The 18,934-nt window shown below is 62.8% G+C and carries 18 protein-coding genes; 8 read left to right on the forward strand and 10 right to left on the reverse strand.

Features of this window, described 5'->3' with window-relative positions; all coding sequences use genetic code 11:
* The first annotated feature begins 109 nt into the window (after nt 1-109).
* Complete coding sequence (locus I5R65_RS13130; RefSeq protein ID WP_231395171.1) at nt 110-295, forward strand: hypothetical protein; 186 nt, start codon at nt 110-112, stop codon at nt 293-295.
* A 146-nt stretch (nt 296-441) separates the two neighbouring features.
* The gene (locus I5R65_RS13135; RefSeq protein WP_180668087.1) at nt 442-1,602 is read left to right on the forward strand and encodes a GGDEF domain-containing protein; all 1,161 of its coding nucleotides are present in this window, start codon (nt 442-444) and stop codon (nt 1,600-1,602) included.
* Nucleotides 1,603-1,685: 83 nt separating this feature from the next.
* On the opposite strand, the gene I5R65_RS13140 is transcribed toward I5R65_RS13135, so the two are convergent.
* Nucleotides 1,686-2,960, reverse strand: coding sequence for an FAD-binding oxidoreductase (locus I5R65_RS13140; protein WP_180668148.1), 1,275 nt, complete (start codon nt 2,958-2,960; stop codon nt 1,686-1,688).
* Between the two features lie 335 nt (nt 2,961-3,295).
* Between I5R65_RS13140 and I5R65_RS13145 the strand changes: the two genes are divergently transcribed.
* The 4 genes from I5R65_RS13145 to I5R65_RS13160 are packed head-to-tail and all read left to right on the forward strand — an operon-like array spanning nt 3,296 to nt 6,956.
* Nucleotides 3,296-3,961, forward strand: a complete 666-nt coding sequence (locus tag I5R65_RS13145) for a haloacid dehalogenase type II (protein ID WP_180668088.1) — start codon at nt 3,296-3,298, stop codon at nt 3,959-3,961.
* Nucleotides 3,962-4,003: 42 nt separating this feature from the next.
* Nucleotides 4,004-5,071, forward strand: coding sequence for a phosphotransferase (locus I5R65_RS13150; protein ID WP_180668089.1), 1,068 nt, complete (start codon nt 4,004-4,006; stop codon nt 5,069-5,071).
* The gene (locus I5R65_RS13155; RefSeq protein WP_180668090.1) at nt 5,068-6,423 is read left to right on the forward strand and encodes an aspartate aminotransferase family protein; all 1,356 of its coding nucleotides are present in this window, start codon (nt 5,068-5,070) and stop codon (nt 6,421-6,423) included. The genes I5R65_RS13150 and I5R65_RS13155 overlap by 4 nt, the downstream gene beginning before the upstream one ends.
* 29 nt (nt 6,424-6,452) lie before the next feature.
* Complete coding sequence (locus I5R65_RS13160) at nt 6,453-6,956, forward strand: Lrp/AsnC family transcriptional regulator (protein ID WP_180668091.1); 504 nt, start codon at nt 6,453-6,455, stop codon at nt 6,954-6,956.
* Nucleotides 6,957-6,993: 37 nt separating this feature from the next.
* Here I5R65_RS13160 and I5R65_RS13165 read toward each other — a convergent pair whose 3' ends face one another.
* The 9 genes from I5R65_RS13165 to I5R65_RS13205 form a co-directional block, all read right to left on the reverse strand.
* Nucleotides 6,994-7,758 (reverse strand): enoyl-CoA hydratase, encoded by a 765-nt coding sequence (locus I5R65_RS13165; protein WP_180668092.1) that lies wholly within the window; start codon nt 7,756-7,758, stop codon nt 6,994-6,996.
* Nucleotides 7,759-7,877: 119 nt separating this feature from the next.
* The gene (locus I5R65_RS13170) at nt 7,878-9,074 is read right to left on the reverse strand and encodes an acetyl-CoA C-acyltransferase (protein WP_180668093.1); all 1,197 of its coding nucleotides are present in this window, start codon (nt 9,072-9,074) and stop codon (nt 7,878-7,880) included.
* A gap of 29 nt (nt 9,075-9,103) precedes the next feature.
* Nucleotides 9,104-9,469, reverse strand: coding sequence for an endonuclease domain-containing protein (locus I5R65_RS13175; RefSeq protein ID WP_180668094.1), 366 nt, complete (start codon nt 9,467-9,469; stop codon nt 9,104-9,106).
* Nucleotides 9,470-9,519: 50 nt separating this feature from the next.
* Nucleotides 9,520-11,907 carry a 3-hydroxyacyl-CoA dehydrogenase/enoyl-CoA hydratase family protein gene (locus tag I5R65_RS13180; protein WP_180668095.1) on the reverse strand — a complete coding sequence of 796 codons (2,388 nt, stop codon included), beginning with the start codon at nt 11,905-11,907 and terminating at the stop codon, nt 9,520-9,522.
* Nucleotides 11,908-12,120: 213 nt separating this feature from the next.
* Entirely contained in the window at nt 12,121-13,911 is a 1,791-nt protein-coding gene (locus tag I5R65_RS13185) for an acyl-CoA dehydrogenase C-terminal domain-containing protein (protein ID WP_180668096.1), read from the reverse strand.
* Nucleotides 13,912-13,929: 18 nt separating this feature from the next.
* Nucleotides 13,930-14,643: a TetR/AcrR family transcriptional regulator gene (locus I5R65_RS13190; RefSeq protein WP_180668097.1), complete on the reverse strand. Its 714-nt coding sequence runs from the start codon at nt 14,641-14,643 to the stop codon at nt 13,930-13,932.
* A gap of 215 nt (nt 14,644-14,858) precedes the next feature.
* Nucleotides 14,859-15,320 (reverse strand): hypothetical protein, encoded by a 462-nt coding sequence (locus I5R65_RS13195; RefSeq protein WP_180668098.1) that lies wholly within the window; start codon nt 15,318-15,320, stop codon nt 14,859-14,861.
* A gap of 97 nt (nt 15,321-15,417) precedes the next feature.
* Complete coding sequence (locus I5R65_RS13200) at nt 15,418-15,792, reverse strand: RNA-binding S4 domain-containing protein (RefSeq protein WP_180668099.1); 375 nt, start codon at nt 15,790-15,792, stop codon at nt 15,418-15,420.
* Nucleotides 15,793-15,839: 47 nt separating this feature from the next.
* Nucleotides 15,840-16,553 carry a FadR/GntR family transcriptional regulator gene (locus I5R65_RS13205; protein ID WP_102663222.1) on the reverse strand — a complete coding sequence of 238 codons (714 nt, stop codon included), beginning with the start codon at nt 16,551-16,553 and terminating at the stop codon, nt 15,840-15,842.
* Nucleotides 16,554-17,042: 489 nt separating this feature from the next.
* Here I5R65_RS13205 and I5R65_RS13210 point away from each other — a divergent pair, with 489 nt between their 5' ends.
* Together I5R65_RS13210 and I5R65_RS13215 are read left to right on the forward strand one after the other, a co-directional pair.
* Nucleotides 17,043-18,218: an alpha-hydroxy acid oxidase gene (locus I5R65_RS13210; RefSeq protein WP_180668100.1), complete on the forward strand. Its 1,176-nt coding sequence runs from the start codon at nt 17,043-17,045 to the stop codon at nt 18,216-18,218.
* Between the two features lie 28 nt (nt 18,219-18,246).
* Entirely contained in the window at nt 18,247-18,930 is a 684-nt protein-coding gene (locus tag I5R65_RS13215) for an amino acid ABC transporter permease (RefSeq protein ID WP_180668101.1), read from the forward strand.
* The last annotated feature ends 4 nt before the right edge of the window (nt 18,931-18,934 follow it).

The following is an 18,934-nucleotide window of genomic DNA, read 5'->3' on the forward strand; positions in this document are numbered from 1 at the left end:
AGAAGAATTCTCATCAAAACCTGTCCCGGTTGCGTTGCATCAACGAGGCATTTGCCCAAAACCGACAAGCTGGCCCTTCCGCAACCCCGAGGAAAACAAAATGAGCGACATGAGCGCAGACAATGGAAACTGGTTATCGGCCGAGCAAGCCGTGTTGCCGGACGGCACCGAACGCGGGAATCTGCCGTTGGTGAAGAAGAAGCTGCCGCTGTTCTCGCCCCAGCAGATCTCGGGCGGTGACGAACTACCGGCCCCCTCCCCGACGGCAACCGGGCCATCGACCGAGCCGGCCTGACCATCGCGCGCCCGGGGAACGGGAACCGCAGCGGGTGACGCGACCAGGATGCGGGGCGAAGGCTACAATAGCGGCTGTTCTTCGTCCCCCGTCCGTTCGCACCGCTCGCATCGTTCGTACTGCGCTTGCCAGCGCCGTATCACCCCATGGCTCTCGATCCCTCCACCCTGCTTATCCTCACCATCGCCCTGGCGGCGGCCGCTGCACTCTACCTGGCGGTGGAATGGGGTGTGGTGCGCGAACGCTCGCTCCTGCTCTGGAGCAGCGGCTTCGCCATCATCGCCCTCGGCTCCTTACTGGCATTGCTGCGCTCACGCGGCTATCTGCTTATCGGCATCTGGTTCGCCAATGGCATGCTGATCGCCGCGCACGCCTGCTTCCTGGCCGGCGTGGCCTGCTTCACCCGCACCCGGCTCTCGCGCCAATGGTGGCTATTGGCCCTGCTGTGGCTGGTGATGTTGTACCTGCCCGCGCAGCCCTGGTGGTCACGGGCGATGCTGGGCGTGCAGTCGCTGATGATCGCTGCCGTCACGCTGCGCGCCAGCCGCCTGTTGCGTCCGCACGGCGCATCGCTGAGCGTGGGCGCGGTGCAATTGCGTTACGTGCTGCTGGCGCACGGCCTGTTCTATCTCGCCAAGGCGATCGCCGCTATCGTACCGGCTGCCCTGGTGGACCTGGCGGCCTTCGGCGGGACGGTGATCCGGATATCGCTGATCGAGGGCGCGATGGCCATCATGCTGATCGCGCTGTCGATGACCGGCACCGAGCGGCACCGTCGCGAACAGCGCATCGGCCAACTGGCGGCCCGCGACCCCCTGACTGGCCTGCTCAACCGCCGCGCCCTCAAGACCAGCGCCCCCGCGCTGCTGGCGCAGGCCAGCGCGCAGCATCCCGGCGCACTGTTGCTGATCGACATCGACAACTTCAAACAGGTCAACGACCTGCATGGCCACGCCGCTGGCGACCAGCTTCTCGAAGCGTTGAGCATGCTGCTGCACGAGGTTTTGCCGGAAGATGCCCTGGCGGCACGTCTGGGCGGGGATGAATTTGTGATCCTGCTACAGGATGCCCGCGCCGATCAGGTCACCCATCTGGGGGAAAGCCTGCGACAGGGCTTCGCCCACGTGGCCGGCAAGAGCTTTCCCACACCCCACGCCGTCAGCCTGAGCGTGGGTGGCAGCGTCTTCGAAACCCCGCCGGCCGACCTGGAAAGCCTGATGGCGCATACCGATGTGGCACTGTACGACGCCAAGCGGGCCGGCCGCGACCGGGTCGTGGTGGGACTGGTCGGAACGCCAGAGGTCTAGGCCTGCATTGGCCCGGCTGCAAGCGCTGGTGCAGGCGCTTGACCACCGCAGCACATCCTGTCCGGCGGCCGCCCCGCTCGCGCTCATCGCAGCCGGTCTTTGAGCCGATACCACGCCCCCACGAAGGGCAGGAACCAAGGCTTACCGAAGTGGCCGGGAATGGCTGGCCAGGAAAAATCCTTCCAGGGATTGAGATCGACATGCCCCTCCATGATCTCCGCCATCATCGTTCCCATCAGCGTCGCCATGTGAGTGCCATGACCGCTGTAGCCCATGGAATAGAACACGCCTTCGCGCTGGCCGGCACGCGGTAGCCTGTCGGCGGTCATGTCGACCATCCCGCCCCAGCAATAGTCGATACGCGTCCCGGCGAGTCCGGGAAAGACAGTGAGCATCTGCTGGCGCAGGATATCGCCACTGCGCGCATCCGAACGCGGATTGGAGGCGGCAAAGCGCGCACGGCCACCAAATAGCAGGCGCTTGTCCGGCGTGACGCGGAAATAATTCACGAAATTCTTGGTGTCGGTATACATGCGGCGCGTCGGCACCAGTCCATCCAGCAACGACAACGGGAGTGGTTCGGTGACGATCAAGAACGCGCCGACAGGTACGATGCGACGGCGGACCCAGCCGAACGGGCCGATTTGCGAGATACCGCTGGCCAGCAACACCTGCCGGGCACGTAAAGGACCACGCGCGGTGCGCACGAGATAGCTGCCAGACTTCCGTTGAAGACCAAGCACCGGCGTGTGTTCGAGATACACGGCACCATGGCGCTGTGCCGCATGCGCCAGGCCGCGTACATAGCGCCCCACATGCATGCCAGCGCTTTTTTCGAGAAGCAGCCCGCCGTGGTAGCAATCGCTACCCAACTCGTCACGCAGTTGTGCAGGGGTCAACAGCCGGGTCTGCGGATCGACGCTGGCGGCCAGCAATTCCTGGCTGCGCGCCAGCTTGTCGTAATGCTCTGGCTTGGCGGCCAGCTTGAGCTTGCCGTGACGGGCGAAGTCGCAATCGATGGACTCCTGCCTGACAAGTCTTTCGACCGTATCGACGCCGGCATCGAAGGCTCGATAAATCCGGTTGGTCAGTTCGCTGCCCAGGCGCTGCGATAGTGCCGCGTAGTCCTGGGCGAAGCCGTTGTTGCACATGCCGCCATTGCGCCCGGAGGCAGCGCCGCCGACGATGTCGGCGTCGCACACCACCACCTGAGCTCCCTTGCGTGCAAGTGCCAGCGCTGCGGCCGATCCGGTGATACCGCCACCAACCACCAGCACGTCGCAGCCGCCCTCGGGCAGTGCATCGGTCTGGCTCATGAAGGGCGGCGATGTGTCCAGCCAGTACGACTTCAGTTGCATCATGGGCTCCCACCAATATCGATCAGGACGAGGGAATAGGACCGCGACCCTCCCTCGGAAAAGATTATGGAACCGCAGTTTGCCACTGGGATTAATGCAAACTTAATTCTTCATTAAATCTGCATTAAGGCCTGTACAAGCAAGAAAGCAGGTTGCCAAGCCAAGAGGTGCAGCGCGTCTGGCATCCGGCCCGAACGCATGGCCCCCGATCCAAGGAAAATGCCGGAAAGCCCAGGATTAAAAGTAGAAGCTGCTCCGATCGCCCGGCAATAAGAGATTTTTCTCTTGGCCGGGCGGCCATACTTTCTCCATCGACCACGAAGGAGATTGATCCAATGATTTTCAAGCCGAAGTTCATCAGTTTCGATTGCTACGGAACACTCATCAATTTTGAAATGGGCCCCACGGCCAGATCGCTGTTCTCCGATCGTGTCAGCGAGCAACGCATGCCGGGCTTTCTGGAAAGCTTCCGTTTCTATCGCCTGGACGAAGTGCTAGGTGCCTGGAAGCCCTTCTTCGATGTCGTGGGAAACGCCATCCAGCGCGCCTGCCACGCGCACGACGTGGAATATCGCACCAGCGATGCGCAGTCGCTCTACGCGGCCGTTCCCACTTGGCAGCCGCATCCGCACGTGGTCGAAACACTGGAGAAGATCGCACCGCATATCCCGCTGGTGATCTTGTCCAATTCGATGACCGACCTGATCCCGCACAGCGTGGCACATCTGAAAGCCCCCTTCCATGCGGTCTACACCGCAGAGGAAGCACAGGCCTACAAGCCACGCGGCCAGGCGTTTGAATACATGTTCGATCAACTCGGCTGCGGACCGGAAGAGATGGTGCATTGCTCCTCCAGCTTCCGCTACGACCTGATGACGGCCGCCGACCTGGGCTTCATGGCCAAGGCCTTCATCGACCGCAACCATGAACCCGGCTTCGATGGCTATGGCGTCAATCGCCTGACCGACTTTCGTCAGCTTGCTAGGCTGGTCGGTCTTTGATCGCTACCGCTACCCACCCTGGCGCAACTCCAAGCGAGACCCATGATGCATCAGCAAGCTCTTGATCAAACTGCAGCATTGAGCACGGCCGCGCCGGCGATTCCCCTCTCCACGCTGCACAAGCTCGCCTCCGGCCTCTACGGCATCGACGGGGAGGTCACGGTGCTGGCTGGCGAACGTGACCAGAACTGCCGCATCGACGGCCAAGATGGACTGCGCCATGTGCTCAAGATCAGCAATCCTTCCGAAGAGCCCACGGTGGTGGATTTCCAGATTGCCGCGCTTGAGCACATTGCGGTCGTCGCCCCCGAACTTCCGATCCCGCGGGTAGTGCGCACGCTGGGTGGGCGAACCTCCGAACGCGTTCGCCTTGATGATGGCAACGTCTGTACGGTACGCATGCTGACCTACCTGGACGGCGTGCAGATCAAGGAGACCATTCGCACAGCTGGTCAGCGGCGCGCCATGGGCAGCGGTTTGGCGAAACTGAACCTGGCCTTGCGCGACTTCTCGCATCCGGGCGCGCATCATGACCTGCTATGGAACGTATCGACCGCGCACCGCCTGGCGGCCAGGATGGAAGGCCTGATCGATCCAGGCCGCCGTCTGTTGGCACAGCGCTTCATGACTCGCTTTGAACAGGACGTGCTGCCTCTCCTGCCACAAGTGCGCACGCAGGTCATCCACAATGACTACCATCTCTACAACGTCCTGGTGGCGCCCCAGGAACAGGAGCGCATCACCGGCATCATCGATTTCGGCGACATGCTGCATGCGCCGTTGGTAGGCGAGGTGGGTACGGCAGCGGCGTTCCACATGACGGGCAACACCGATCCTTTCGAAGGTCCGGCACAGTTCGTGGGCGCCTATCACGCTCTGCTGCCGCTCACCGATCCCGAGCAGGAGATCGTCACCGACCTGATGGCCACGCGCCACCTGATCACGGCGCTGATCTCGGAGTGGCGTGCAGTACGCTACCCCCATAACCGGGCCTACATCATGCGCCACAACCCGGCAGCCTGGGAGGCACTGGGGCAACTGGCCGACCTCTCGCGCCAGGACGCACGCGACCGCCTGCTTTCAGAAATCCGCAACAGGAGAATTCCATGAAGAGCACCACCGACCTGAACATGGTCAACGCCTATATCCCCGGCCGGACCGACGTCGGTCCCGTGACCGAGGCCCTGATCAAACGCCGTGACGCGCTGCTGGGTCCGGCCTATCGCCTGATGTACGAGCATCCGCTGCAGATCGTGCGTGGCGAGGGTGTCTGGCTGATTGATCCGCAGGGACGCCGTTACCTCGACGTCTACAACAACGTGACCTCCCTTGGGCATTGCCACCCTGCAGTCACCGAGGCGATCTGCCAACAGGTGCAAACCCTGGCGACCAATACCCGCTATCTGCACGAAACCATTCTGGAACTGGCCGAAAGGCTTCTCGCCACCGTACCGGAAACGGCACTGGCACACCTGATGCTGACCTGCACCGGTAGCGAAGCCAATGATCTGGCCTATCGCATCGCCAAAGTGCGCACCGGGGGCACCGGGGTGATCGTGACCGATACCGCCTATCACGGTATCACCGACGCGGTCTCGCAGTTCTCCCCCTCGCTGGGCGCCACGGTCAACCTTGGTCCGCATGTACGGTTGGTGCCGGCGCCGCGTAGTTATCACGCTCAAGGGCAGGATCTGGGCGAACGCTTTGCACGCGATGTGGAGGCAGCCATTGCCGACCTGCAACGCCACGGCATCCAGCCAGCAGCACTGATCGTCGACTCACTCTTTACCAGCGATGGCATCCTGCCCGGCCCGGCAGGCTTCCTCAAGGGAGCGGTACAGGCCATTCAGCGCGCCGGCGGCCTCTTCATCGCCGACGAGGTGCAACCTGGCTTTGGTCGCACCGGTGAGCACATGTGGGGCTTCCAGCGCCACGGCGTGGTGCCAGACATCGTGACCATGGGCAAGCCGATGGGCAACGGGCAACCGGTTGCAGGTCTGCTGGCCACGGCCGACGCCTTGCAGGAATTCGGCCAGCGCTCGCGTTACTTCAATACCTTCGGTGGCAATACCGTGTCCTGCGCAGCGGCACTTGCAGTACTCAAGACCATAGAACGCGAGGGCCTGATCGCCCATGCGCACGAGGCAGGATCGATCTTGCTTGACGGCATCGCCGCCTTGGCAGAACGTCATGAGGCGATTGGCGACGTGCGCGGCGCGGGCATGTTCGTCGGCGTGGAACTGGTCTCCGATCGCCGCTCGCGTGCACCAGACCGCAGCCTTACCAGCGAGGTGGTCAACCGGATGCGCGACAAGGGCGTGCTGCTCAGCGCCTGCGCGATGGGACATAACGTATTGAAGATACGACCGCCGCTGGTATTGACGAAGGATCAGGCCGGCATGGTGATTGATGCGCTGGACGAATCGCTGACGCAAGCCAGGACCGGCTCGGCCAGCCGTTGACAGCGAAGCTGCGGTGATAAGATCTCCCCATGCGTCCCACAGAACCAATCGACCGCACTGACATCAAGATTCTCGAACACCTGCTGCGCGAGGGACGTTGTTCGAACGTGGAACTGGCCGAAGCGGTCAACCTGAGCCCCAGCCCTTGTCTGACCCGCACCAAACGCATGGAAGATAGTGGTGTCATCGCGGGTTACGGCGCACAGATCGCGCTGGAGAAACTGGGCAGCCATGTCGTGGTGTTTTCCGAGATTACACTCGGCAGCCATCGCCCGGCCGACTTCCGCAAGTTCGAGCAAGGTGCGGCCAGATATGCGGAGATCGTCGAGTGCTACAACGTCAGCGGGGGCTACGATTATCTCCTCAAGATCATCTCCCCCACGGTGTCCTTGTTCCAGGAGTTGATGGAGAGACTCCTGGAGGACGAGATCGGCATTGAAAAGTTCGCCAGTCGCATCGTGCTGCGCCATCCTTATGGGCAGCGCAGCGATCCGGTGGCTGTGATTGCGACGGGAAAGAGCAGCTGGAAGTAGCGACGCGCAATCCGAGGACAGCCCGCCGCCAGCTGGCTCAGGAAAACCGGCTGAAGTCCGGCTTGCGCTTCTCGAAGAAGGCGGTGAAGGCCTCCTTGGCTTCCGGCTCGGTGAGCATGCGTGCGAAGTGTTCGATCTCGGTCACCATCTGCTGCTCGGTGGCGGTGACACGGTTCTTCTTCATCAATTGCTTGGTCACGCGGATCGAAGCGGCCGGCAAGGCGGCCAGCTTGGCAGCCTGCTTTTGCGCATAGGGCAGCAGTTCTTCCAGCGGCAGGACGCGATTGACGAAGCCCATCTGCGCGGCCTCGTCGGCGCCGAAGGCTTCGCCCAGCAGGAGCTTCTCGGCAGCACGCTGATATCCCGCGATATGCGGCAGCAACAGTGAAGAGGCCGCTTCCGGGCAGAGCCCCAGCTGGGTGAAGGGCATCGAGAATTTCGCATTGTCCGCCGCATACACCAGGTCGCAATGCATGAGCAGTGTTGTGCCGATACCGACCGCCACACCCGAGACCGCCGCCACGATGGGCTTGCTGGCATGGCTGATCTGCCAGAGGAACTGGAACACCGGCGCGTCCTGGGTCTTGGGCGGGTTCTTCAGGAAGTCTTCCAGATCATTGCCGGCCGAGAAAGCCTGTGACTTGCCGGTGAAGAGGATGGCGCGCACGGCGCTGTCGGTCTCGGCTTCCTTCAGGGCATCGGCCAGTTGCTGGTACATGGCGGCGGTGATGGCGTTCTTCTTGTCTTCACGGTCGAAATGGATGCTCAGGATGCCATCGGCCTTGCTCAGTTGGATATCCATCTGCGCGGTCTCCTTGAATTTTATAAATGATTTAGCTTGTTTGAAGCTCAAGCAGGAACCAATGAAAAAGCCGCACGGCGTGAGCAGTGCGGCTTTTCATCAGCGCTTGCGCATGTGGATCAGACGCGTTCGAAGATGCCCGCCGCACCCATGCCGGTACCCACGCACATGGTCACCATGCCGTACTTCAGGTTCTTGCGGCGCAGTGCATGGATGGTGGTCGCCGCACGGATGGCGCCGGTGGCGCCCAGCGGGTGGCCCAGGGCGATGGCGCCGCCCATGGGGTTGACCTTGCTCGGGTCCAGGCCGAGATCGCCGATGACAGCCAGCGCCTGGGCGGCGAAGGCTTCGTTCAGTTCGATCCAGTCGATCTGGTCCTGGGTCAGGCCGCCGGCCTTCAGCGCTGCCGGAATCGCTTCCTTGGGACCGATGCCCATGATCTCCGGTGGCACGCCACGCACGGCGAAGGAGACGAAGCGCGCCAGCGGGGTCAGGTTGAACTGCTTGAGGATCTTTTCGGAGACGATGATCAGCGCGCCGGCACCGTCGGAAGTCTGCGAGCTGTTGCCGGCGGTGACGCTGCCCTTGGCGGCGAAGACCGGCTTGAGCTTGGCCAGCGCGGCCAGGTTGGAATCGGCACGCGGACCTTCGTCCAGACTGACGGTGCGGGTCTTGATGTCGATCTCGCCACTGCCCAGATTGGGGAAGCGTTCGACGATCTCGAACGCGGTCATCTCGTCGTTGAATTCGCCAGCCTGCTGGGCCGCGATGGCCTTCTGGTGCGAGGCCAGCGCGAACTCATCCTGCGCTTCGCGCGAGACCTTCCATTGCTGTGCCACCTTCTCGGCGGTCAGGCCCATGCCATAGGCCATGCCGACGTTCTCATCCTTGAAGGCATTGATGTTGATGGAGGGATGGAAACCCATCATCGGTACCATCGACATCGACTCCGCACCGGCGGCGATCATGACATCGGCTTCGCCCACGCGGATGCGGTCGGCAGCCATGGCGATGGCGGTGATACCGGAGGCGCAGTAGCGGTTGATGGTGACGCCGCCGATGGTGTTGGGCAGGCCGGCCAGCAGCACGGCGTTACGCGCCATGTTCAGGCCTTGCGCTCCTTCGGGGAAGGAGCAGCCGACGATGGCGTCCTCGATCAGCTTGGGGTCCAGGCCCGGCACTTGCGCCACGGCCGACTGGATGGCGCGCACCAACAGGTCATCCGGACGAGTGTTCTTGAACATGCCACGCGGTGCCTTGCCGATGGGGGTGCGGGTGGCGGCGACGATGTAGGCGTCTTGCAGTTGTTTGCTCATTCAAAATCTCCTTGGACTCTCCCTCCCCTTCAAGGGGAGGGCTGGGGTGGGGATGGGTTCAATGCATTCCAGATTGCCTGAACGACCACATCCGTCTCATTCAATACTTCGTTATTCCAAAAGCGTAGAACCGTGAAGCCTGCCTGATTCAATTTCGCGGTCCGGTTTGCGTCATCCTGATTGCCGACATGCTGCGAGCCGTCTACTTCAATCACCAGGCGCCGTTCCAGACAGACAAAATCGAGTACGTAATTTTCAAAGGGGTGCTGATGGCGAAATTTCACGTCCAGTTGCTGACCGCGCAGACGGTGCCATAGCCTTTGCTCGGCTTCTGTCATGGTCTTGCGTAACTGCTTGGCCGCAAGTTTGGCGAAAGTGTTGGTTTGGCCTTTCATTTCAACCCATCCCCACCCCAACCCTCCCCTTGAAGGGGAGGGAGCGTTCTTTAATTGCGTACAGGCTTGCCGGTTTGCATCATGCCCATGATGCGTTCCTGGGTCTTGGGGTGATTGAGCAACTCCATGAAGAACTTGCGCTCGATGTCGAGCAACCATTGTTCATTGACGATGCTGCCCTCTTCCACTTCGCCACCGGCCACGGTCTCGGCGATCATCTTGCCCAGCTTGAAGTCGTGGGCCGAGATGAAGCCGCCGTCGCGCATGTTGACCAGCTGCGCCATGATGGTGGCCAGGCCGTTGCGGCCGATCACCGGCACCTGCGGCGGCAGTTGCGGACGATAACCGGCGTCGAACAGCGCGCGCGCTTCCACCTTGGCCACGTGCAGCAATTCATACGGGTTGAAGACGATCACGTCGTCCTCGCGCAGGTAGCCCAGCTTGCGGGCTTCCAGCGCCGACTTGGAGACATTGGCGGTGGCCGCTGCCAGCATGTATTCCTTCAGGAACTGCAGGATGTCGTTGCCCTTGGCTTCCTTGGCGGCGCGCACGGCCGCTTCCTTCAGGCCGCCACCGGCCGGGATCAGGCCCACGCCCACTTCCACCAGGCCGATGTAGGACTCGATGGAGACCACGCGCTTGGCGGTATGCAGCAACAGTTCGCAACCACCGCCCAGGGCCAGGCCGGCCACGGCGGCGATCACCGGCACGCTGGCGTACTTCAGGCGCTGGTGCGCCTGCTGCAGTTGGTGTACCACCGGCTCGATGGCCTTGACGCCACCGGACATGAACAGCGGCAGCATCGATTGCAGGTCGGCACCGGCCGAGAAAGCACCGCCTTCGGCGGCGTCCGGATGCCAGATCACCAGGCCCTTGAAGTTCTGCTCGGCTTCGGTGACGGCCTTGTTCATGCCGTCGATGACACCCTGGCCGATCACGTGCATCTTGGTCTTGAAGGACAGGATCAGGACATCGTCGTTCTGATGCCAGATGCGGACCGATTCGTCTTCGAAGAAGGTGGTGCCGGCGCTCTTGCCGTCGGCGGCGCCTTCGCCCACCAGCGGGGCGCGGAAGGCCTGGCGCTGGTAGACCGGCAGTTCGGAACGGGCCACATCGGCCTTCTTCGAGGGCGACCAGGAACCCTTCTCCGAGTGCACGCCGTCACGGCCATCGAAGACCCAGTCCGGCAGCGGTGCATTGGACAGCGCTTTGCCGGCGTCGATATCTTCCTTCACCCATTGCGCAATCTGCTTCCAGCCGGCGGCCTGCCAGGTCTCGAAGGGACCGACGCTCCAGCCGAAGCCCCAGCGCATGGCGAAGTCCAGGTCACGGGCGTTGTCGGCCACCGATTCCAGGTGCACGGCGATGTAGTGGAAGGCATCGCGGAAGATGGCCCACAGGAACTGGCCCTGCGGATTGGTCGAATCATGCAGCGCCTTCATGCGCTTGACCGGATCCTTTTCCTTGAGGATGCGGGCGATGATGTCATCGGCCTTGGCGCCACCGGCAACGTAATCGCCCTTGGCCGGGTCGATGCGCAGGATGTCCTTGCCCACCTTCTTGTAGAAACCGGCACCGCTCTTCTGGCCCAGCGCACCCTGCTCGACCAGCTTGGCCAGCAGCGGCGGGGTGGCATAGGAAGAGAAGAAGGGATCGTCCTTCAGGTTGTCCTGCATGGTGCGGATGACGTGACCCATGGTATCCAGGCCCACCACGTCGGCGGTGCGGAAGGTGCCGGACTTGGCGCGGCCCAGCTTGGCGCCGGTCAGGTCATCGACCACGTCCACCGAGAGACCGTATTTGTCGGCTTCGATGATGGTGGCCAGGATGCCGAACACGCCCACGCGGTTGGCCACGAAATTGGGCGTGTCGAAAGCGCGCACCACGCCCTTGCCCAGGGTGGTGGTGAGGAAGGCTTCCAGCTGGTCCAGGATGTGCGGCTCGGTGGACTGGGTCGGGATCAGCTCGACCAGGTGCATGTAGCGCGGCGGGTTGAAGAAGTGTACGCCGCAGAAGCGCGCCTTCAGAGCGGCATCGAAGCCGTCGGATAGCCCATTGATCGACAGGCCCGAGGTGTTGGAGGCGAAGATGGCCTTGGGGCCGATGTGCGGAGCGACCTTCTTGTAGAGGTCGTGCTTCCAGTCCATGCGCTCGGCGATGGCTTCGATGATGAGGTCGCAGCCTTCCAGCACGGCCAGGTCATCCTCGTAGTTGGCGACCTGGATCAGGGCCGCGTCGTCCTTGTTGCCCAGCGGCGCCGGGCTGAGTTTCTTCAGGTTTTCGATGGCGCGTTGCACGATGCCGTTCTTCGGGCCTTCCTTGGCCGGCAGGTCGAACAGCACGACCGGCACGCGGGCGTTGATGCAATGGGCGGCAATCTGGGCCCCCATGACGCCGGCGCCGAGCACGGCCACTTTTTTGACGATGAAATTGGACACGCAAATCTCCTTTGCTGGTGCTGCAAACATGAAACATGAATTCGGGGCCTGGCAGGCTGCGCTGCGATAGGCGAACGACTACTGTACGCCTTCCGGCAGAAGGTCACAGCATGCCTTGCAGGGGTGACACCGACATGACGCCACGCCGGGCCACATTGCGGTAGATCAACGCCGCCGGAAGACAACCGGCCCATCGGCGGCGTGGTGTTGCGGTCAGAACAACTCGGCGTCCAGGGCCATCAGGTTGGCTGCGCCGGAACGGGCCTGGCGGATCAGCATGGCGGTCTCCGGCAGCAGGCGCGCGAAGTAGAAGCGGGCCGTGGCCAGCTTGGCGGTGTAGAAGGCGTCGCCGCTGCCCTGCTTTTCCAGCGCGATCTTGGCCATGCGCGCAAACAGGTAGGAAAACACCAGGTGGCCCACCACGCGCAGGTAGGGCACGGCGGCGGCGCCGGCCTCGTCCTGATTGGCAAAGGACTTCATGCCGATTTCCATGGTCAGCTTGGTCACCTTGTCGCCGATGTCGGCCAGCGGGGTGATGAATTCGGACATGGACTCATCGGTGCCATGCTCTTCCACGAAGGCCTGGATCTGGGCACCGAACTTCTTCAGCTTGGCGCCGTTGTCCATCAGGATCTTGCGCCCCAGCAGGTCCAGCGACTGGATGGTGTTGGTGCCTTCGTAGATCATGTTGATGCGGGCATCGCGCACGTATTGCTCCATGCCCCATTCGGCGATGTAGCCATGGCCGCCATAGACCTGCAGACACTCGGAGGTGGCCGTCCAAGCGTTGTCGGTGAGGAAGGCCTTCACCACCGGGGTCAGCAGGGCCACGATGTCGCCGGCGTCCTTGCGGACTTGCTCATCCGGGTGGGTCAGTTCCTTGTCCAGCTCCAGGGCGACATAGGAGGTGAAGGCGCGGCCGCCCTCGGCGAAGGCCTTGGCGGTCAGCAGCATCCGGCGCACGTCGGGGTGCACGATGATCGGGTCGGCCGGCTTGTCGGCGGCCTTGATGCCGGACAGGCTGCGCATCTGCAGGCGGTCCTTGGCATAGACCAGGGCGTTCTGGTAGGCCACTTCGGTCAGACCCAGGCCCTGCATGCCCACGCCCAGGCGGGCCGCGTTCATGAACACGAACATGGCTTGCAGACCCTTGTGCGGCTGACCGATCAACCAGCCGGTAGCGCCGTCCAGGTTCATCTGGCAGGTGGCGTTGCCGTGGATGCCCATCTTTTCTTCAATGGCACCGCAGAAGATGGGATTGCGCGCGCCCAGCGAACCATCGGCGTTGGGCAGGAACTTCGGCACCAGGAACAAGGAAATGCCCTTGGAGCCTTCCGGTGCATCCGGCAGGCGGGCCAGCACCAGATGGATGATGTTGGCGGAGACGTCGTTTTCGCCGGCCGAGATGAAGATCTTGTTGCCGGTGATCTTGTAGGCGCCATCGGCCTGCGGTTCTGCCTTGCTGCGCAGCAGGCCCAGGTCGGTGCCGCAATGCGCTTCGGTCAGGCACATGGTGCCGGTCCACTCGCCCGAAACCAGCTTGGGCAGATAGAGCTGCTTCTGCTCTTCCGAGCCGTGCGCGTGCAGGCACTCGTAGGCACCGTGCGACAGGCCGGGGTACATGGTCCAGGCCTGGTTGGAGGAGTTCAGCATCTCGTAGAAGGAATTGTTGATCGTCAGCGGCAGGCCCTGGCCACCGAATTCGGGATCACAGGACAGCGCCGCCCAGCCGGCTTCCACGTACTGCTGGTAGGCCTGCTTGAAACCCTTGGGGGTGGTGACGGCCTTGGTTTCGCGATCGAAATGGCAACCCTCGCGGTCGCCCGAATGGTTCAGCGGGAACAATACTTGCGAAGCGAACTTGCCGCCCTCCTCCAGCACCTGGTCCACCAGCTCGCGGTTGGTATCAGCATGCGGTGGCAGTTCTTTGAACACTTCCTCGACATTGAGCAACTCGTGCAGCACGAATTGCATGTCGCGCAAGGGGGCGTTGTATTGGGGCATGAATGTCTCCGGACGGGTTTAGGCTGCCTTCCTGGCAGCCGATTTTGAATTCTTGGCGGGGGTAGCACCGGCACTGGTGCTGGCACTGTCGCTGCCTTGCGGGCGGTAGCTGTCGATCAGGCGACGGAAGCTGGCCTCGGCGCGCTCCACGCTGCCGGGGATGTGCAGGAAGCGCGCATCGTGGTGCAGGGCCAGGATCAGGCCATACATTTCATAGACCATCTGGCTGACCTCGATGTCGGACCGCAGGTGGCCGGCTTCCATGGCCTGCTTGATGCAGCGCTCCAGCGCATCGCGCCAGGCCTGGACCATGGCCACCAGGTGATCGCGGATGGCGCCGGGCCGGTCGTCGTATTCGACCGCGCCGCTGATGTAGATACAACCCAGCGCGATTTCCACCGTGACCTGCTTGATCCAGCGCGCGAACATCCCTTCCAGGCGCGGCAGGCCGCGTGGCTCCTTGATGGAGGGATAGAACACATCCTGCTCAAAGCGGTTGTGGTACAGCCGCACGACCTCGATCTGCAAGTCCTCGCGGGAACCGAAATGGGCGAAGACGCCGGACTTGCTCATCTTCATCTTTTCGGCCAGCAAGCCGATGGTCAGCCCTTCCAGGCCGTCACGGCTGGCCAGTTCCAGCGCCACATCCAGAATGGCGGCACGGGTCTGCTCACCCTTGCGCAGATACTTGGGCCGGGTGGGCGCGGTGGTCACCTTGCTTGTCTCAGTCATCGTTATCTCTTTGATATCCGTCGTCAGGTCGCGACGGGAGGGAAGCGGTTCGGCGGGCGCGGCTCGGCGGCCGCTGTCTTGTACCCTGTCTGCGCGATGTGAATAAATCTTCACGCAGAATTTATTCGAACGATCGTACTATTATTCATCGCGCTGCAAAAGTCAAACAAAAAATCAGCGCGGCTTGCGGGGCGATTTTGCTGCCCGGCAAGCTCTCAGGCAGGCCCTGGCGACGGGCTGGTGGCACCCAGCAGGTCGTGGGCGTCCAACAGGGCGTAGACGATGGAGGGGTTGTTTTCCAGGCACTTGCGGATGGCGGCCGGAATGGTATCGCGGGTCTTGCGGCACAGACCGGGCTGTTCGGCCAGGTGGATCTGCAGGCCGCGCACGGTGCGCACTTCGTTGGGGCCGGGGCTGATATGCAGATGGATGCCGAGGTTCTTGCGCAGCAGGCTGCCCACATGCAGCAGCTCTTCATAGCTGCTCACGCGGGTGATGCGCTCGATCAGGCGTTTTTCTTCCTCACGGGTCAGCCACAGCACGCGCGCCTCGGGCGCATGCAGGCATTCCAGCAGCGCTTCGCGCTGGCAATCACAGGCGCCGGGCGGGCATTCCTTGCGGAGCGGCCGCGCCAACGGCATCGCCTGGGTGGATTCGGAGGGGACTACCTGGGACATCTGCACCTTCACACCTACGTTGGAGAAAAGACAGGCCATGGACAGCGGCCCTTATCTTACAACGAGCTTCCGGCGCGGTGGCGACCGCTCTGCCGGGTCAGGACGAGGAGCGATCCAGCAGTCGACGGTCGCGCTTGGTGGGACGTCCCTTGATTTCGGCCGAGGGTTCGCGGAACAGGCGATGGCGTTCGGCCTGCGTGGTCCGACGCTGGAGGCTCTCGTCGGTCTCCTGATAGAGCGTGGCTGCGATCGCCGCCGAGCCACGCTTGTCGGCAATGCCGATGACCAGCACCTCCCATTCCGTGGCGCCGTTGTCGATGTCCAGGCGATCACCCGGCTTGACGTTATGGGCCGGCTTGGTGCGCTCGCCATTGAGCCTGATGCGGCCGCGGTCCACGGCTTCGGTAGCCAGCGATCGCGTCTTGAAGAAGCGCGCGGCCCAGCACCATTTGTCGATGCGGGTGGTGTCCATCCTGTCCTCTTGCTGTCCTTGTGCGTAACGGTCCGGTGTCGCCCGATTCAGTTCAATTGCTTGCGCGTCATGGTGCGCTTGAGCGACATCTTCAGATGCCGCTGCATTGCCGCTTGCGCCTGAATAGCATCGCGCGCCTCGATGGCCTCCAGGATTTCCCGGTGCTCATGCAAGGCCGAGAACCAGCTGTCGGCCGGTTCGTAATGGTCCAGCAACTTGGCCGAAATCGGATCCTGGCGCTCGTCGTAGAGCCGCGCCACGGTCTGCACCAGTACCTCGTTGCCAGCCATCTGGGCGATGCGGATGTGGAAGTCGCGGTCGGCCGCAGCAGGACTCTGGCCGGCCTGACATTCGCGCTCCATGGTGTCGTAGATGGCGCGCAGCGCCTTGATATCCCTGGGCTTGGCCAACGGCGCGACCAGCGCCGTGATTGCTCCCTCGAAGAGCGCGCGCGCCCCCATGATGTCGCTCAGGCTGTTACCCATCTCCTTGTCCGCGGCCGACTCTTCCAGCAGATCTGGCGGTGGCACCTGGGTCAGATAGACGCCGGAACCCATGCGGATCTCCACCCGCCCCTCCAGTTCCAGCGCGACCAACGCCTCCCGTATCGATGGGCGTGACACACCCAGTTGTTCTGCCAGTGCGCGCTCAGGCGGCAGGCGGCCCTGGCTGGTGAAGCCAGGCTGGTACATCACGGTGCGCAGGCGGTCCGCGATCTGCAGGTACAAGCGGCGGGAATCGGTCGATTTCTGGCTGGCCATCGTTTGAACAAGGATCTGGTAAGGCTCGTCAACAACCTGACCTTAGGGCCTGTTCACATTCAATCTGCGAGTGCGAGAGGTCGCCAAGCGTTGTCTGCCTAGGCGCAGCGACGCGCCGTAGTGGTGCTACGGCAAGGAGCTGCAACAACGGCAGGCGACGCTTGGCGGCCTCTCCCGGAGGGTTGGCCCCAGAAGGCGCGCTGGCGGCGTTGCACGTCAGGGCTGGTGGCACCACCACCAGCCCTGACGCGCGCCTTGCCACCACGCCTTCTGGGGCCAACGCATCTCACAGATTGAATGTGAACAGGCCCTAGGTACAGGTTATTGGAATGAAGGGCGATTGTCTCACAAGCTGCACATCTCAATTGGCTTTACCAATTTTAAAATTATAAAAACTATTTGCTTTTGGCCTTACCAATTAATACACTGCCGAGCAGGCCACGCCGCCAGACAACAGGATGTCCAAGCAGTCCCATCGGGAGAGTCGAATTGAAACGTCGTCTATACACTGGGCCGGAGGTGCAGCGCGCCCAGAGCATCGAAGAACTGCGTGCGATGGCGCGCAAGCGCGTCCCCAATTTCTGCTTCGAATATGTCGAGGGCGGAGCCGAAGAAGAGATCAGCCTGCGTCACAATCGCGAGGTCTTTTCGCGGATCGCCTTCGTGCCGCGCACGCTGGTCGATGTCTCGGTGCGCAGCCAGCAACGCCGACTGTTCGGGGCCGATATCGCCTCTCCCTTCATGATCGGCCCTACCGGTTTCAGTGGCCTGCTGGCCCGCGAGGGGGATGTGGCGATGGCGCGGGCTGCCGCGCAGGCAGGCGTGCCTTTCGTGTTGACCAACGTTTCCACCACCTCGCTGGAAGACGTGGTGCGCCGCTCCGGCGCGCAAGTGTGGCAACAGGTCTACCTGTATCGCGACCGCGACTTCGTGGCCGGGGTCGCCCGTCGCGCGCAGGCGGCCGGCATCGCTACGCTGGTACTGACCACCGACAGCGCCGTCTATGGCAAGCGCGAATGGGATTTGCGCAACTTCAGCAGCCCGCGCCAACTGGACTGGCGCAACAAGATCGATGTGCTTTGCCATCCACGCTGGCTGATCGACATCCTCTATCCGCACGGCTTTCCACGCTTTGCCAATCTGGGCGACCTGCTGCCGGCCGGCCAGACCAGCGTGCGCGGGGCCGCCGCCGCCATCCTTGGCCAGTCACTGTCGCCGGCCCTGGACTGGCGCGACGTTGAATGGCTGCGGGGTATCTGGCCCGGCAAGCTCGTCCTGAAGGGCGTGATGCAGGTGCAGGATGCGCAACGTGCCGTGGCCTTGGGCGTGGACGGCATCGTGCTGTCCAACCATGGCGGGCGCCAGCTGGACGGCGCGCTATCGACGATGGATGTGTTGCCCGAGGTGGTGGCGGCAGTCAAAGGCCGGTTGACGGTGATGCTGGACGGCGGTTTCAGGCGTGGCGCCGACATCGTCAAGGCCATCGCTTTGGGCGCCGATGCAGTGCTGCTGGGGCGCGCCACTACCTACGGCCTGGCTGCTGGCGGAGAAGCAGGCGCCACGCGTGCCCTGGAGATCCTGCGCAGCGAAGTCGATCGGGTACTGGCCCTGCTGGCCTGCCCGGATATCGCGCAGCTCGACGCCAGCTACCTGCGTCGCATCTGAGCCATCCCACCGAGAGCAAGGAGCAGACATGCACTACCAGTTCGATTTCTCCAGCGTCGCCGCCCACTGGCCGCTGCTATTGCAGGGCGCCTGGACCACGGTGCAACTGTCCTTCGTTGCCACCTTGCTGGGCTTCATGCTGGGCGCATCCTGCGCCGTGGCCAGCAGCAGTCGCCATCGCTGGCTGCGCACCCTGGTGGGTGGCTATATCGAGGTGATCCGCAATACGCCGCTGCTGATCCAGTGCTACTTCCTCATCTTCGGCCTGTCTTCGGTGGGAGCGACGCTACCCATCATGACCGGGGCGATCCTGGCACTGGTGATCAACATCGGTGCGTACACCTGTGAAATCGTGCGTGCCGGCATCGAGTCCATCCACCGCGGCCAGATCGAGGCGGCGCAATGCCTGGGTCTGTCGCCGCTCCAGGTGTTATGGCATGTGGTGCTGCAACCGGCGGTGGAACGCGTCTGGCCGGCGCTGACCAGCCAGTTCGTGCTGATGATGCTGGCCTCCAGCATCCTGTCCTCGGTGGGTGCGGAGGAATTGCTGGGCGTGGCCAATCGGGTGCAATCCGATACCTTCCGCAACTTCGAGGTATTCCTGGTGCTGTGGGTCATGTATCTGCTGCTGTCCTGGCTGATGCGCGCCGGCTTCTGGCTGCTAGGCCAACGGGTCTTCACGCGCCGGCGCAAGCTGGGCACGCCGCTCTGAAGGG

It is taken from the genome of Herbaspirillum sp. AP02 (assembly GCF_015767275.1).
In the GTDB taxonomy this organism is placed as follows: Bacteria; Pseudomonadota; Gammaproteobacteria; order Burkholderiales; family Burkholderiaceae_D; genus Herbaspirillum.

What these genes read in the sequence shown, in the direction of transcription:
- I5R65_RS13160 (WP_180668091.1), top strand. Translation starts at nt 6,453, where the DNA reads ATGCGTCCCACAGAACCAATCGACCGCACTGACATCAAGATTCTCGAA.
- I5R65_RS13165 (WP_180668092.1), bottom strand. Translation starts at nt 7,758, where the DNA reads ATGGATATCCAACTGAGCAAGGCCGATGGCATCCTGAGCATCCATTTC.
- I5R65_RS13175 (WP_180668094.1), bottom strand. Translation starts at nt 9,469, where the DNA reads ATGAAAGGCCAAACCAACACTTTCGCCAAACTTGCGGCCAAGCAGTTA.
- I5R65_RS13205 (WP_102663222.1), bottom strand. Translation starts at nt 16,553, where the DNA reads ATGGCCAGCCAGAAATCGACCGATTCCCGCCGCTTGTACCTGCAGATC.
- I5R65_RS13170 (WP_180668093.1), bottom strand. Translation starts at nt 9,074, where the DNA reads ATGAGCAAACAACTGCAAGACGCCTACATCGTCGCCGCCACCCGCACC.
- I5R65_RS13185 (WP_180668096.1), bottom strand. Translation starts at nt 13,911, where the DNA reads ATGCCCCAATACAACGCCCCCTTGCGCGACATGCAATTCGTGCTGCAC.
- I5R65_RS13140 (WP_180668148.1), bottom strand. Translation starts at nt 2,960, where the DNA reads ATGCAACTGAAGTCGTACTGGCTGGACACATCGCCGCCCTTCATGAGC.
- I5R65_RS13130 (WP_231395171.1), top strand. Translation starts at nt 110, where the DNA reads ATGAGCGCAGACAATGGAAACTGGTTATCGGCCGAGCAAGCCGTGTTG.
- I5R65_RS13145 (WP_180668088.1), top strand. Translation starts at nt 3,296, where the DNA reads ATGATTTTCAAGCCGAAGTTCATCAGTTTCGATTGCTACGGAACACTC.
- I5R65_RS13135 (WP_180668087.1), top strand. Translation starts at nt 442, where the DNA reads ATGGCTCTCGATCCCTCCACCCTGCTTATCCTCACCATCGCCCTGGCG.
- I5R65_RS13215 (WP_180668101.1), top strand. Translation starts at nt 18,247, where the DNA reads ATGCACTACCAGTTCGATTTCTCCAGCGTCGCCGCCCACTGGCCGCTG.
- I5R65_RS13155 (WP_180668090.1), top strand. Translation starts at nt 5,068, where the DNA reads ATGAAGAGCACCACCGACCTGAACATGGTCAACGCCTATATCCCCGGC.
- I5R65_RS13150 (WP_180668089.1), top strand. Translation starts at nt 4,004, where the DNA reads ATGATGCATCAGCAAGCTCTTGATCAAACTGCAGCATTGAGCACGGCC.
- I5R65_RS13190 (WP_180668097.1), bottom strand. Translation starts at nt 14,643, where the DNA reads ATGACTGAGACAAGCAAGGTGACCACCGCGCCCACCCGGCCCAAGTAT.
- I5R65_RS13195 (WP_180668098.1), bottom strand. Translation starts at nt 15,320, where the DNA reads ATGTCCCAGGTAGTCCCCTCCGAATCCACCCAGGCGATGCCGTTGGCG.
- I5R65_RS13200 (WP_180668099.1), bottom strand. Translation starts at nt 15,792, where the DNA reads ATGGACACCACCCGCATCGACAAATGGTGCTGGGCCGCGCGCTTCTTC.